This window comes from Pseudomonas sp. A34-9 (assembly GCF_029543085.1).
Lineage (GTDB): Bacteria > Pseudomonadota > Gammaproteobacteria > Pseudomonadales > Pseudomonadaceae > Aquipseudomonas.
On the sequence record NZ_CP119967.1, the window covers coordinates 1,735,090 to 1,748,083 of the forward strand.

General features: G+C 59.2%; 13 protein-coding genes. 7 read left to right on the plus strand and 6 right to left on the minus strand.

What is annotated here, in order from left to right; genetic code table 11:
• Positions 1 to 131: 131 nt before the first annotated feature.
• The 3 genes from P3G59_RS07735 (at position 132) to P3G59_RS07745 (ending at position 2,244) form a co-directional block, all read left to right on the plus strand.
• On the plus strand, positions 132 to 1,253 hold the full coding sequence (locus P3G59_RS07735) for a beta-ketoacyl-ACP synthase III (protein WP_277761103.1): 1,122 nt from the start codon (positions 132 to 134) through the stop codon (positions 1,251 to 1,253).
• A 146-nt stretch (positions 1,254 to 1,399) separates the two neighbouring features.
• The gene (locus P3G59_RS07740) at positions 1,400 to 2,011 is read left to right on the plus strand and encodes an RNA polymerase sigma factor (protein ID WP_277761104.1); all 612 of its coding nucleotides are present in this window, start codon (positions 1,400 to 1,402) and stop codon (positions 2,009 to 2,011) included.
• A complete protein-coding gene (locus P3G59_RS07745) occupies positions 2,005 to 2,244 on the plus strand; it encodes a zf-HC2 domain-containing protein (RefSeq protein WP_277761105.1) in 240 nt (79 codons plus the stop codon). The genes P3G59_RS07740 and P3G59_RS07745 overlap by 7 nt, the downstream gene beginning before the upstream one ends.
• A 250-nt stretch (positions 2,245 to 2,494) precedes the next feature.
• Here P3G59_RS07745 and P3G59_RS07750 read toward each other — a convergent pair whose 3' ends face one another.
• Positions 2,495 to 3,817, minus strand: a complete 1,323-nt coding sequence (locus P3G59_RS07750) for a putative porin (RefSeq protein WP_007914428.1) — start codon at positions 3,815 to 3,817, stop codon at positions 2,495 to 2,497.
• 282 nt (positions 3,818 to 4,099) lie between these two features.
• Between P3G59_RS07750 and P3G59_RS07755 the strand changes: the two genes are divergently transcribed.
• Positions 4,100 to 5,224 carry a GNAT family N-acetyltransferase gene (locus P3G59_RS07755; protein ID WP_277761106.1) on the plus strand — a complete coding sequence of 375 codons (1,125 nt, stop codon included), beginning with the start codon at positions 4,100 to 4,102 and terminating at the stop codon, positions 5,222 to 5,224.
• Positions 5,225 to 5,349: 125 nt separating this feature from the next.
• Here the strand turns inward: P3G59_RS07755 and aqpZ are convergent, their stop codons facing one another.
• The 5 genes from aqpZ to P3G59_RS07780 form a co-directional block, all read right to left on the minus strand.
• Positions 5,350 to 6,045, minus strand: a complete 696-nt coding sequence (aqpZ, locus tag P3G59_RS07760) for an aquaporin Z (RefSeq protein WP_277761107.1) — start codon at positions 6,043 to 6,045, stop codon at positions 5,350 to 5,352.
• Positions 6,046 to 6,354: 309 nt separating this feature from the next.
• Positions 6,355 to 8,187, minus strand: coding sequence for an ABC transporter ATP-binding protein (locus tag P3G59_RS07765; protein ID WP_127926239.1), 1,833 nt, complete (start codon positions 8,185 to 8,187; stop codon positions 6,355 to 6,357).
• Positions 8,188 to 8,275: 88 nt separating this feature from the next.
• A complete protein-coding gene (locus P3G59_RS07770; RefSeq protein WP_122608913.1) occupies positions 8,276 to 8,839 on the minus strand; it encodes a peptidylprolyl isomerase in 564 nt (187 codons plus the stop codon).
• Between the two features lie 3 nt (positions 8,840 to 8,842).
• Complete coding sequence (locus tag P3G59_RS07775) at positions 8,843 to 9,646, minus strand: alpha/beta hydrolase (RefSeq protein ID WP_277761108.1); 804 nt, start codon at positions 9,644 to 9,646, stop codon at positions 8,843 to 8,845.
• Between the two features lie 14 nt (positions 9,647 to 9,660).
• Positions 9,661 to 10,584 carry a LysR family transcriptional regulator gene (locus P3G59_RS07780; RefSeq protein ID WP_007914443.1) on the minus strand — a complete coding sequence of 308 codons (924 nt, stop codon included), beginning with the start codon at positions 10,582 to 10,584 and terminating at the stop codon, positions 9,661 to 9,663.
• A gap of 49 nt (positions 10,585 to 10,633) precedes the next feature.
• On the opposite strand from P3G59_RS07780, the gene P3G59_RS07785 reads away from it, so the two are divergent.
• The 3 genes from P3G59_RS07785 to P3G59_RS07795 all read left to right on the plus strand — a co-directional run bounded on the left by P3G59_RS07785 (position 10,634) and on the right by P3G59_RS07795 (position 12,963).
• Entirely contained in the window at positions 10,634 to 10,948 is a 315-nt protein-coding gene (locus tag P3G59_RS07785; RefSeq protein WP_277761109.1) for a 3-phosphoglycerate kinase, read from the plus strand.
• A 231-nt stretch (positions 10,949 to 11,179) separates the two neighbouring features.
• On the plus strand, positions 11,180 to 11,779 hold the full coding sequence (locus P3G59_RS07790; RefSeq protein WP_242204455.1) for an FMN-dependent NADH-azoreductase: 600 nt from the start codon (positions 11,180 to 11,182) through the stop codon (positions 11,777 to 11,779).
• A gap of 326 nt (positions 11,780 to 12,105) precedes the next feature.
• Positions 12,106 to 12,963 (plus strand): carboxylate/amino acid/amine transporter, encoded by an 858-nt coding sequence (locus P3G59_RS07795; protein ID WP_277761110.1) that lies wholly within the window; start codon positions 12,106 to 12,108, stop codon positions 12,961 to 12,963.
• Positions 12,964 to 12,994 lie beyond the last annotated feature (31 nt).

Here is a 12,994-nt window from a genome sequence, read left to right on the forward strand (position 1 = left end):
AGAGCCTTCGGCCGTGGTGCGAGACGGAATAAAGCGATGCCAGGTTTGCGTCCCCCGGATGGGAATAGACCCTTTGTGTGTTGGTACGACGGTTCCAGCACTTTCTGCCTGAACAGATTAGAGAAACGACCATGCATAACGTCGTCATCAGCGGCACCGGCCTGTACACCCCGGCCAACAGCATCTCCAACGAAGAGCTGGTGCAGTCTTTCAATGCCTACGTCGCCCAGTTCAACGCCGACAACGCCGAGGCCATTGCCAGCGGCGAAGTCCAGGCCCTGACCGAATCCAGCGCCGCGTTCATCGAAAAAGCCTCGGGCATCAAGAGCCGCTTTGTCATGGACAAGGACGGTATCCTCGATCCACAACGCATGGCCCCACGCCTGCCGGAGCGTTCCAACGACGAATGGTCGGTGCTCTGCCAGATGGCCATTGGCGCTGCCGAACAGGCCCTGCAACGCGCCGGCAAAACCGCCGCTGACATCGACGGTGTGATCGTTGCCTGTTCCAACCTGCAACGCGCTTACCCGGCCATCGCCATCGAAGTCCAGGAAGCCCTGGGCATTCAAGGCTTCGGTTTCGACATGAACGTCGCCTGCTCGTCGGCCACCTTCGGTATCCAGCAAGCCGCCAACACCGTGCAACTGGGTCAGGCCCGGGCAATTCTGATGGTCAACCCGGAAGTCTGCACCGGGCACCTGAACTTCCGCGACCGCGACAGCCACTTCATCTTCGGCGACGCCGCGACTGCGGTGATCATCGAACGCGCCGACACCGCGACCTCCAAACACCAGTTCGACGTGGTCAGCACCAAGCTGCTGACCAAGTTCTCCAACAACATCCGCAACAACTTCGGCTTCCTCAACCGCGCAGCGGAAGAGGGTATCGGTACCCGCGACAAGCTGTTCGTGCAGGAAGGCCGCAAGGTGTTCAAGGATGTCTGCCCGATGGTTGCCGAACTGATCGGCGAGCATCTGCAAGAGAACCAGCTGAACGTCGGCGACGTGAAGCGCTTCTGGCTGCACCAGGCCAACCTGAGCATGAACCACCTGATCGTGCGCAAGCTGCTGGGCCGTGAAGCCACCGAAGAAGAAGCGCCGGTGATTCTCGACACCTACGCCAACACCAGTTCCGCAGGTTCGGTCATCGCGTTCCACAAATATCAGGACGATCTGGCCGCCGGTTCGCTGGCCGTGTTGAGTTCGTTTGGTGCCGGCTACTCGATCGGCAGCGTGATTCTGCGTAAACGTTGAAAAGCGGTTTAATTTCCGCTTAATCGCGCTGATCTTTCCTACATCCGAATCGGCTGCAACGCTGTAGTTTCGGAAATCGCGGCAGGAGACGCTTTCGGCGAATCCTGCCGCAGTCATTTTCGATGTCGGAACAAGGAGATTGATGGATGGCGGCTGACGACACCCAACTGCTCGCACGTTTGCTGGCAGGCGAGCAAAAGGCTTTCAAGGAACTGGTCACGACGTATCAGAGCGCGATGCGCGCCGTCGCGTATGCGATTGTCGGCCAGCGTCACGTCGAAGAAGTAGTCCAGGACGCCTGGCTGTCAGTGGTGCGCCATCTCGGCAGCTTCGAAGGCCGCTCCAGTCTCAAGACATGGTTGCTGACCATCACCGCCAACTCAGCCAAAAGCCGTTACAAACTCAATCGCCGCGAAGTGTTGATGGATGATCTGCCGTCGCCCCACGGCACCATTGATGACGACCGTTTCTCGCCCGGCGACGGCCATTGGCTGGTCGCACCATTTGCCTGGCACCAGGACACCCCCGAAGCGCTGCTGACCGAAGGCGAACTGCGCGAATGTCTGGAGCACACGCTGTTGAGCCTGTCGGAACTGCAAAGCAGTGTGCTGCTGCTGCGCGAACGTCAGGGTCTGGAGCTGGAAGAAATCTGTAATCTTCTGGAGATCTCGCTCTCCAATGTCCGCGTGCTGCTGCATCGGGCACGTTTGAAGGTCTTTGCGACCGTGGAGCATTTTGAGGAGACAGGAGAATGTTGACCTGCAAGGAGCAAGTGGCGCGTTCCAGCGATTATCTCGATGGCGAACTGAGTTTTCGCGAAAACCTGATGGTGCGCCATCACCTGATGTTTTGCCCGAACTGTCGGCGTTTCATTCGTCAGATGCGTTTGATGCAAGCGACCTTGAAGGCGATGCCGGAGGAGCCTGTAGAAGATGTTGATGCGCTGGCCGAACGTCTGGCCGAGCAACGCCGAAAAGATAGCTCAATGTAGGAGCTGCCGAAGGCTGCGATCTTTTGATCTTGATCTTTAAAAACAAGATCAAAAGATCGCAGCCTTCGGCAGCTCCTACAGGGGTTTTTTGCATCCTGCAGAAATAGCCCGGCGCGAGCGAAACGAACGGATGATGGGGATCGTACCGCCCGCACCAGGCTATAAGAGAATCAGCTGCAAGCGCCAAGTCTCAAGCTGCAAGTAATGCTTTGACTTGCAGCTTGAAGCTCGAGGCTTGCAACTGCTGTTTTTAGAACTTGGCTTCCGCATCCAGCTGCAAGGTGTTGGCGTCAGCGTCACGCTGGGTGCGGCTGGCGAAGTCGGCCTTGGTCAGGAAGTACGTAGCGCCAATGGCGAAGTTCTTGTCGATGTCGTAACCGACCTTGAACTTGTGGCCACGGGAACCGGTGGTGCCGTTGGCGAAGTCGGAGTCGGTGAACGCGCCGACCACGGCGTTGCGCTGCACGTCACGATAGTTGTAATCGAGGTTCAGGCCGAAGACTTTCGACTTGGCACCCAACAGCCACGCGGTGTCCTGATCGGTCACCGCATCGTTGTTCTTCACGTACTGACCGTAGAACGACAGGGGCATTGGCAGACCGCCGATGTCGACCTGGCTGAACCCCTCATACAGACGGAATTCGTTGTTCGCCGAGTTGCCGTTGACGGCCAGCGCGCACGGTGTAGAAGTGCCGGTGCAGCGGCTGTCTTCGTCGTTCTGATAGGCGTAGACGCTACCGCCCAGAGTCACTTTCAGGTTGTCGGTGATGTTGAAGCGGCTGCCCAACTGGCCGGCGGTCAGACGCAGGTCGTGACGGAATTGCACGCCATCGCCATCGACGTTGTCCTTGAGGTTGTAGTTACCCAGGCTGCCGAACAGTTCGGCGCTGCTGCCCAACGGGTATTTGTAGGTAACGGCCAGACCTTCCGGGTTGATGTCGCTGTCCCAGATCACGTCGCCCATGCTGACCCACGGCTGGAGCATCTTGCCGCCGATGATATGCAGGTTCTTGATCTGATCCGGGTGGTAATCGATGTAACCCAGGTCGAGCCAGATCTGCTTCTTGTCGAAGTAGTTGTCCTGGTCCTGGTTGGTCGAACGGGCATCGTCGCCGCCGCCGGTGGCGATACGGATGCCGGTGTCGACCTGCGGGTTGATCTCGGTGTAGGCACCCAGGCGGGCACGGATACGCTGACGATCCTTGTCGCGGCCACCGTTGTTCGGCTCGCCGTCGATCTTGATGGTTTCCTGACGGATACGCACATCGCCCTTGAACTGGGTCTTCGCGGCCCAGGCCAGTTTCTGGTCGAAGACGCTTTGTTCGTTGGTTTTCTTCGCAACGGCGGCGACTTGTTCGTTGGTCTCTTGCTGCGCCTGCTGCGCGATTTGCTGAGCCTTCTGATCCTTGGCCAGTTCAGTTTGCAGCTCGATGTACTGCGCCTGGGAAATGGAACCGTTAGCCTTGAGCATGTCGAGCAGTTTGGCGTCGACTGCAGCACTGGCCGGAACACTCATGGCCAGCAACAAGCCACCGCACAGGGCCGCCGCAGTTTTCGTGGAAGCAAGACGCATAGCAATCTCCGAAGATGAGAGGGATGGCTGAACCATCCCGGGCACAACCGACGATTTGAACGTCGGAAAACAGTGTCCGGGTAGAACCCGGCGCTCTAAAAACAGGCGCCAGTATCGCGATGGTTTATGACAGAGCAGTGGCACAGTGATGGCAGGTTGATGACGATATCGATTGGTCCTGAACTATTGATCTAGAGCGCTGTCGGCCGATTGCGGGTGTGCAATGCCGCGCAATCGGCGATACTCGCCGGGCGCTGAAGTCCTGTTGTGGAGAGCTTGTTGATGCCGTTGCAATGCCTGCAAAACCTGTCGCAAATCGCGCCGGCCACCTGGGATGCGCTGGTGCCTGAGAGCCAGCCGTTTTTGCGCCATGCCTTTCTCAGTGCATTGGAAGACAGCGGCAGCGTGGGCCCCCACAGCGGCTGGCAGCCGGAGCATTTGCTGCACATCGAAGATGATCGCCTGATCGCCGCGTTACCCAGTTATCGCAAGTGGCATTCCTACGGCGAGTACGTGTTCGATCACGGCTGGGCCGACGCCTGCGCCCGCGCCGGCATCGATTACTACCCCAAGCTTTTGACGGCTGTGCCGTTCAGTCCAGTAAGCGGTCCGCGTTTGTTGGCGGCCAATGTCGAAGACGGTTTCGAACTGCTCAAGAGCCTGCCGGGTTACCTGGAGATCGAAGGGCTTTCCAGCGCGCACATCAATTTCACCGACGCTTTTACTGACGCCGCGATGGCCGAACAACCGGGCTGGCTGCAACGCATCGGCTGTCAGTATCACTGGCAGAATCGCGGCTACCGCGACTTTCAGGACTTCCTCGACGTGCTCAGCTCGCGCAAGCGCAAGCAGATGCGCAAGGAGCGCGAGCAAGTGGCGGGGCAGGGCTTTGAATTTGAGTGGCTGGAAGGGCGGGAGCTGGACGAGGCGCAGTGGGATTTTGTCTACGCCTGTTACGCCAATACCTATGCGGTGCGGCGTCAGGCGCCATACCTGACGCGCGAGTTTTTCAGTCTGCTGGCCGAGCGCATGCCCGAAGCGATCCGTGTGGTACTGGCCAAACAAGGCTCACGGCCGGTGGCGATGGCCTTCAGCCTGGTGGGGGGCGAAAGTTTCTACGGGCGCTATTGGGGATGCCTGGCCGAGTTCGATCGCCTGCACTTTGAAACCTGTTTTTATCAGGGGATGGATTACGCGATTGCCAACGGATTTCAGCGTTTCGACGCCGGTGCTCAGGGCGAGCACAAGTTGATTCGCGGCTTTGAACCGGTGATCACCCATTCATGGCATTACCTGCGCCACCCGGGCCTGAAGGCAGCGGTAAAAGATTTCCTGCAACAGGAACGCGCCGGCATCCTCGCCTATGCCGAAGAAGCGAAAACCGCCTTGCCCTACCGCCAAACCTGAATCCCCTGTAGGAGCTGCCGAAGGCTCGGGCCGCGATCGGACGATCTTTTGATCTTGTTTTTTGAACATCAAGATCAAACGATCGCAGCCTTCGGCAGCTCCTACAAGGGAATCTCAGGCACCCCTCAGATTTCCTCTTTGCCCAACCAGCGATAGATCCCGCCACCGACCACCGCGCCAATCAACGGCGCGACCCAGAACATCCACAACTGCGCGATCGCCCAGCCGCCGACCATCAGTGCCGGTCCCGTGCTACGGGCCGGGTTCACCGAGGTGTTGGTCACCGGAATCGAGATCAGGTGAATCAGCGTCAGGCCCAGGCCGATGGCGATCGGGGCCAGCCCGGGAGGCGCGCGCTTATCGGTGGCACCGAGGATGATGATCACAAACATTCCGGTCATCACCACTTCACAGACAAAACCCGCAGCCATCGAATACTTGCCCGGCGAATGCTCGCCATAACCATTGGAAGCAAGGCCTGCGGCGATGTCGAAGCCTTCCTTGCCGCTGGCGATGTGGGCGATCAGCGCCGCCGCGAGAATCGCGCCGAGCACTTGGGCAATGATGTAAGCGGGTAACTCTTTGGCCGGAAACCGACCGCCGACGAACAGGCCGACCGATACGGCCGGGTTGAGATGACATCCGCTGATGTGGCCAATGGCGAACGCCATGGTCAGCACCGTCAGACCAAACGCCAGGGCCACCCCCAGCACCCCGATTCCCAACGGTGAAGACGCGGCGATCACCGCGCTGCCGCAACCACCCAATACCAACCAGAACGTACCCAACAACTCAGTGACTGAACGTTTGAACAGAGACATGAGAGGCGTCCTTGATAGCCCTGCTATCGAGACTGCATCGAGTTGTGCGTCCTTGCAGACTTACGACAGGTTCCGTGCCGGAACCTTGGCTGAGTACAGCAGGCTTTTGGTGGATTTCCACCAAGCACAAAAAAACCGCCAGCGCCCGTGGTTAAAGGGCTGTGGCGGTTTTATCCAGTCGGGACTGCGCACATCCCCTGTGGGAGCGAGCCTGCTCGCGAAAGCGGTGTATCCGTCAACATCAATGGGACTGACAGACCGCTTTCGCGAGCAGGCTCGCTCCCACAGGTTTCGCGTTGGGCAGAACTGTCAGTCGATGCCGACAAACCCCCCGGTCTGATGTGCCCACAATCGTGCATACAACCCACGGTGAGCGAGCAATTCAGCATGGGTGCCGCTCTCGGCAATCTTGCCGTTCTCCAGCACCACCAAGCGATCCATCCGCGCAATGGTCGAGAGGCGGTGGGCAATCGCGATCACGGTTTTGCCCTGCATCAGGGTTTCCAGGCTTTCCTGAATCGCCGCTTCGACCTCCGAGTCCAGCGCCGAAGTCGCTTCGTCCATGATCAGGATCGGCGCGTCCTTGAGCAACACCCGCGCAATCGCAATGCGCTGGCGCTGGCCGCCGGACAGTTTCACCCCGCGCTCACCGACATGCGCGTCAAACCCGGTACGGCCTTCAGCGTCCGACAGCAGCGGAATGAACTCATCGGCGCGCGCCTTGTGCACCGCGTCCCACAACTCTGCATCAGTGGCGTCAGGCTTGCCATACAACAAGTTGTCGCGGATCGAACGGTGCAGCAGCGAGGTGTCCTGGGTGATCATGCCGATCCGGGCACGCAGGCTTTCCTGGCCGACCTCGGCAATGTTCTGCCCGTCGATCAGAATCCGTCCGCCCTCAACGTCGTAGAGGCGCAGGAGCAGGTTGACCAACGTCGATTTGCCCGCGCCGGACGGCCCGATCAAACCGATTTTCTCGCCCGGTTTGATGTTCAGGTTGAGGTCGCCAATGATCCCGCGCTTCTTGCCGTAGTGAAAATCCACATGCTCGAAACGCACTTCGCCACGGGCCACGTCCAGCGGTTTGGCCTGCTCGTGATCGGTGACGCTGACCGGTTGCGAGATGGTGCGCAGACCGTCCTGGACCATGCCGATGTTTTCGAAAATGCCGGTGACCACCCACATGATCCAGCCGGACATGTTGACGATGCGAATCACCAGACCCGTGGCCAGCGCGATCGCGCCGACGGTGATCAGTGACTGCGTCCACAACCACAGGGCCAACGCCGTGGTGCCGACGATCAGCAAGCCGTTCATGGCGGTAATGACCACGTCCATGCTGGTGACGACGCGACCGGCCATTCGCGCTTTGACGGTCTGTTCTTCGATGGCTTCCTTGGCGTAGTGCTGTTCGAAATTGGTGTGGGCAAACAGCTTCAGCGTGGCGATGTTGGTGTAGCCGTCGACGATGCGGCCCATCAGTTTCGAGCGTGCGTCGGAAGCTTCCACCGAGCGATCTTTCACGCGCGGAACGAAGTAATACAGCGCGCCAATATAAGCGACGATCCACGTCAGCAGCGGAATCATCAGGCGCCAGTCGGCCTCGGCGAACAACACCAGCGAGCTGATCGCATAGATCACCACATGCCATAGCGCATCCACCGCTTGCACCGCTGAGTCACGCAGCGAGTTGCCGGTCTGCATGATGCGTTGCGCGATACGGCCGGCGAAGTCGTTCTGGAAGAAATTCAGGCTCTGCTTGAGCACGTAACTGTGGTTCTGCCAGCGGATCATGCTGGTCATGCCGGGGCTTAACGTCTGATGCACCAGCAGATCATGCAGGCCGAAGAAGATCGGTCGCAGCACCAGGGCAACCACCAGCATCCACGTCAGTTCGAGGGCGTGGTCGCTGAAGAAATTCGGGTTTGGTGTGCCTTGTGCCAGGTCGATGATGCGGCTCAGGTAACTGAACAGCGCCACTTCGATCAGCGCGGCGAACAGGCCAACGACGAGCAGGGCGGCAAAACTTGGCCAGACCTGCTTGAGGTAATAGGTATAGAAGGGGAGAACGCGGTCCGGCGGAGACGCCGTCGGGGCTTCACGGAATATGTCGATCAGTTGTTCGAAACGGCGATAGAGCATCAGATAACCGCCCGGAGTACGGGCTCTCCTTTTATCGGTGTGAGCGGCGCGGGATCAGGCCAGCGCCGCTCGATACGCCCTGTACAGCTTAGTCGATGACTTTGGCCGACTTGATGATCACAGGGTCGACAGGCACGTTTTGCATGCCGCTTTTAGTGGTGGTTTGCGAGTTGACGATAATGTCGACCACGTCCATACCCTTGACCACTTTGGCGAACACCGCATAACCGGCGTCACGGCCCGGATCGAGGAACGCGTTGTCAGCCACGTTGATGAAGAACTGGCTGGTGGCCGAGTCAGGGTTGGAGGTGCGCGCCATCGACAGGGTGCCACGAACGTTGTGCAGACCATTGCTGGCTTCGTTCTTGATTGGCGCCTTGGTGTCTTTCTGTTGCATCTGCTGAGTGAACCCACCGCCCTGAGCCATGAATCCCGGGATTACACGGTGGAAAATGGTGTTGGTATAGAAACCGCTGTTGACGTAATCGAGAAAGTTCTTGGTACTGATCGGCGCCTTGACCGGATCCAGTTCGATTTCGATCTGGCCGTTGGTGGTGTCCAGCAGCACGTGCGGTGCCTTGGCCGGCGTGGCAGCCATCAGGTTGGCGGCGAACAGCACAGTACCAGCGGCGAGGGCGAGTTTTTTCAACATGGGTCAGTGATCCTGAGATTGAATATCGGCTGCGGCGAGGAACTCCAGCAGCGTTTGGTTGAAGCGTTCGGGTTGATCCAGCGGGGTGGCGTGGCGCGAGTCGGCGATCACCACCAGCCGCGCATTCGGCAGCAGTTTTACATAGGTTTCTTTCAGTGCCACCGGTGTGTAGTCACGGTCGGCGCTGATGACGAGCGTTGGACAGGACACTCGGGAAAGTCGTTCCTGAACCCCCCAGCCAACAATCGCATCGAAGCTGGCGAGATAAGCACGTTTGTCGTTTTTTGCCCAGCGTTCGGCCATTTTCTGCCGCAGATCGGCCTGTTCCGGCTTGGGAAAAAGTTTGCCGCCAAGGGCTTTGCCGATGGTCGCGAGGCTGAGCACGCGCATCAGGCTCCAGCGTTTGAACCACTGCCAGTAGTCGTCGCGGCTGCGTATTTTAACCTCGGGCGCGCTGTTGACGATGGTCAGGCTCTTGAGCTGGTCAGGATGATCGACGCCAAACTGGAAGCCGATCATGCCGCCCATCGACAGCCCGACGTAGTGCACCGGGCCAAGCTTCAGGTGTTCGATCAACGCCAGCAGATCGGCGCTGAACCCGGCGATGCTGTAGCGCTCGCGGGGTTTGTCCGAACGGCCGTGGCCGCGAATGTCCGGGACGATCACCCGGTAATGCGCGGCCAGTGCCGGGATCTGCATTTCCCAGTCCAGAGTGCTCGAACCGAGCCCGTGAACCAGTAGCAACGGCGTGCCGTGGCCATATTCCTCGTAGTGCAGGTTGCAACCTTCGTGCTCGAAATATGCCATCGGTGAACTCCGTGTCAGGCTTGTTCAGGGGCGGCGAACGGTGCGTCCAGCGGCAAGGTGTCGAAGGTACGCAGCAGTTCGATCAGGATTTGCGTGGCCGGGCCCAGGGGTTTGTCCTTGTTCGAATAAAGATAGAAGCTGGAGTTGCGGTTGCCGCCCCTGTCCAACGGTAGCAGCTTGAGCGAGCCATCTTTCAGTTCGCGCTCGATCATATGCCGGGGCAGCCAGGCAAAACCGAGTCCGCTGCTGACGAACGTAGCCGCCGTGGCAAGGCTGCCAACCGTCCAGCGCTGCTCGGCGCCGAGCCAGCCGACGTCCCGGGGTTGCTGGCGGCCGGAGTCGCGAATCACCACCTGCATCTGGGTTTCCAGATCCTGAAAGCTCAGCTCGCGATTGAGCCGATGCAGCGGGTGATCGGGATGGGCGACGGCGACGAACTCGACATCGCTCAATTCCGCACCGAGGTAACCGGGAATGCTCAGGCCAGTGATGGCCAGATCGGCCACGCCTTCAAGCAGCACTTCCTCGACACCCGACAACACTTCCTCCCGCAGACGCACGCGACAGCCGCGACTCTGCGGCATGAACGCGGTCAGTGCGCGGACGATGCGTGCGCTCGGGTAGGCCGCATCGACCACCAGCCGCACTTCGGCTTCCCACCCTTGCTCCATGTGATGAGCCAGGTCTTCCAGCTGACTGGCCTGTTTCACCAGTTGCCGCGAGCGGCGCAGCAATACGCCGCCGGCTTCGGTGAGCACCGCTTTACGCCCGTCGATGCGCAGCAACGGCACGCCGAGCTGGTCCTGCATACGGGCGACAGTGTAACTGACCGACGATTGCGAACGGTGCAGGGCCTCCGCCGCCTGGGCGAATCCGCCGTGGTCGACCACCGCCTGCAATGTTCGCCATTGATCCAGGGTCACGCGGGGCGCTTTCATCAATAGCTCCTCTTGTCCTAAGCTGGCCGTCCCTCATGGAGACTGCCGAATGAAAAAATTCTGTTGTGTGGTGCTGGCGCTGCTGCCGCTGACTGCTTTTGCGTACCCGATCGATGTGCAGAAAGATCTCAACGGCATGAAGATCGATTACGAGACCTTCGACACCGATAACGACATCGGCTCGATTCGGGTGGCGAACTACGGTGATGTCGATGCATCCTGCAAAGCGGTGTTCAGCAATGGCCCGGAAGCACCGCGCACCCGCACGATCGATGTACCGGCCGGCAAACATAAAAACGCCACAGCCAAGTTCACCCGCGAGATCATCAAGCTGCGGATCAAACTGACTTGCACCCCGAAATAAAACCGTATTTACCTGTGGGAGCGAGCCTGCTCGCGAAGGCGGTGTGTCAGTAAACACATTCCTTGACTGACACACCGCCTTCGCGAGCAGGCTCGCTCCCACAGGGTATGAGGTGCATCTAAACGAATTATTCGATGCTTTGCAGCAATTATTTGCGCTTTTTCATCGATTCAACTCTGTTTAACCTTCACTCCATCGACCTACAACATTCTCGGATGGAGGCTACACACCATGTCCCGCGTTCTGATCATCGAAAGCAGCGCCCGCCAGCAAGACTCGGTTTCCCGTCAACTGACCCAGACCTTTATCAGTCAGTGGAAAGCGGCGCACCCGGCCGATCAGATCACCGTGCGTGACCTCGCCGTGAATCCGGTGCCACACCTGGACAGCAATCTGCTGGGTGGCTGGATGAAGCCTGCCGAGCAGCGCAACGCCAACGAGCAATCGTCGCTGGACCGCTCCAACGAATTGACCGATGAACTGCTCGCCGCCGACGTGCTGGTCATGGCCGCGCCGATGTACAACTTCGCCATTCCGAGCACCCTCAAGGCCTGGCTCGACCACGTGCTGCGTGCCGGCGTGACCTTCAAGTACACCGAAACCGGCCCGCAAGGCCTGCTCAGCGGCAAACGGGCTTACGTACTGACCGCTCGCGGCGGCATCTACGCCGGCGGCCCGGCGGATCATCAGGAACCCTACCTGCGTCAGGTCATGGGCTTCATCGGCATCAACGACGTGACGTTCATTCACGCCGAAGGCATGAACCTCGGTGGCGACTTCCAGGAGAAGGGCCTGAATCAGGCCAACGCCAAGCTGTCCCAGGTCGCTTGATATGTTAATCGCCAGATAATCGCCGATTGTTTAAGTGACCTGGCGCAACCCCTTCAAGGCTCTACGCGCATCGAACCTCCCTTTGCACTTGTTGCTCCTGAGTGCTGTAGCCCGATTGAACGCATTAGCGAGATCGGGCTTTTTTTTGCCCGGAAATTCTGTAGCTCACACATAACCCTTTGTAGGAGCTGCCGCAGGCTGCGATCTTTTGATTGTAAAAAACAAGATCAAAAGATCGCAGCCTGCGGCAGCTCCTACAGGGGATTTGTGTTGGTTGCAGGATGTAAAACCCGCTATCGTCGCCGCCATTCGATTTCGAGGCGAGCATGGGCTATCTACTTTTTGTCACGCTGATCCAGGCGTTTTCCTTCAGTCTGATCGGCGAATACCTGGCCGGTCACGTCGACAGTTACTTCGCGGTGCTGGTGCGTGTGGTGCTGGCCGGGCTGGTGTTCATTCCACTGACCCGCTGGCGCTCGGTGGAACCTTCGTTCATGCGCGGCATGCTGCTGATCGGCGCGTTGCAGTTCGGGGTGACCTACGTCTGCCTGTACCTGAGTTTCCGCGTGCTGACGGTGCCGGAAGTGTTGCTGTTCACCATCCTCACACCGCTGCATGTGACCCTGATCGAAGACGCACTGAACCGGCGCTTCAACCCCTGGGCGCTGATCGCCGCGCTGGTGGCGGTGGGCGGGGCGGCGGTGATTCGTTTCGACAGCATCAACCCGGACTTCTTCATGGGCTTCCTGCTGCTGCAACTGGCCAACTTCACCTACGCCGCCGGCCAGGTGATGTACAAGCATCTGGTGGCGAAACATCCGAGCGATCTGCCGCATTACCGGCGTTTCGGCTTCTTCTATCTCGGCGCGCTGGCGGTGGTGCTGCCAGCATTCCTGATGTTCGGCAAAGCCAACTTCCTTCCGGAAGCGCCGCTGCAGTGGGGCGTGTTGCTGTTCCTTGGCCTGGTCTCGACCGCGCTGGGCATGTATTGGTGGAACAAGGGCGCGTGCATGGTCAACGGCGGCACGCTGGCGGTGATGAACAATCTGCATGTGCCGGTGGGTTTGCTGCTGAATTTGCTGATCTGGAATCAGCATGAGGAACTGGGGCGGTTGTTCCTTGGCGGGAGTGTGATTTTGATGGCGGTGTGGATCAGCCGACTGGGTATCAGACGCACCGTATAACCCTTGTAGGAGCTGCCGCAGGCTGCGATGT

What these genes read in the sequence shown, in the direction of transcription:
- P3G59_RS07735 (WP_277761103.1), top strand. Translation starts at nt 132, where the DNA reads ATGCATAACGTCGTCATCAGCGGCACCGGCCTGTACACCCCGGCCAAC.
- P3G59_RS07740 (WP_277761104.1), top strand. Translation starts at nt 1,400, where the DNA reads ATGGCGGCTGACGACACCCAACTGCTCGCACGTTTGCTGGCAGGCGAG.
- P3G59_RS07745 (WP_277761105.1), top strand. Translation starts at nt 2,005, where the DNA reads ATGTTGACCTGCAAGGAGCAAGTGGCGCGTTCCAGCGATTATCTCGAT.
- P3G59_RS07750 (WP_007914428.1), bottom strand. Translation starts at nt 3,817, where the DNA reads ATGCGTCTTGCTTCCACGAAAACTGCGGCGGCCCTGTGCGGTGGCTTG.
- P3G59_RS07755 (WP_277761106.1), top strand. Translation starts at nt 4,100, where the DNA reads ATGCCGTTGCAATGCCTGCAAAACCTGTCGCAAATCGCGCCGGCCACC.
- aqpZ (WP_277761107.1), bottom strand. Translation starts at nt 6,045, where the DNA reads ATGTCTCTGTTCAAACGTTCAGTCACTGAGTTGTTGGGTACGTTCTGG.
- P3G59_RS07765 (WP_127926239.1), bottom strand. Translation starts at nt 8,187, where the DNA reads ATGCTCTATCGCCGTTTCGAACAACTGATCGACATATTCCGTGAAGCC.
- P3G59_RS07770 (WP_122608913.1), bottom strand. Translation starts at nt 8,839, where the DNA reads ATGTTGAAAAAACTCGCCCTCGCCGCTGGTACTGTGCTGTTCGCCGCC.
- P3G59_RS07775 (WP_277761108.1), bottom strand. Translation starts at nt 9,646, where the DNA reads ATGGCATATTTCGAGCACGAAGGTTGCAACCTGCACTACGAGGAATAT.
- P3G59_RS07780 (WP_007914443.1), bottom strand. Translation starts at nt 10,584, where the DNA reads ATGAAAGCGCCCCGCGTGACCCTGGATCAATGGCGAACATTGCAGGCG.
- P3G59_RS07785 (WP_277761109.1), top strand. Translation starts at nt 10,634, where the DNA reads ATGAAAAAATTCTGTTGTGTGGTGCTGGCGCTGCTGCCGCTGACTGCT.
- P3G59_RS07790 (WP_242204455.1), top strand. Translation starts at nt 11,180, where the DNA reads ATGTCCCGCGTTCTGATCATCGAAAGCAGCGCCCGCCAGCAAGACTCG.
- P3G59_RS07795 (WP_277761110.1), top strand. Translation starts at nt 12,106, where the DNA reads ATGGGCTATCTACTTTTTGTCACGCTGATCCAGGCGTTTTCCTTCAGT.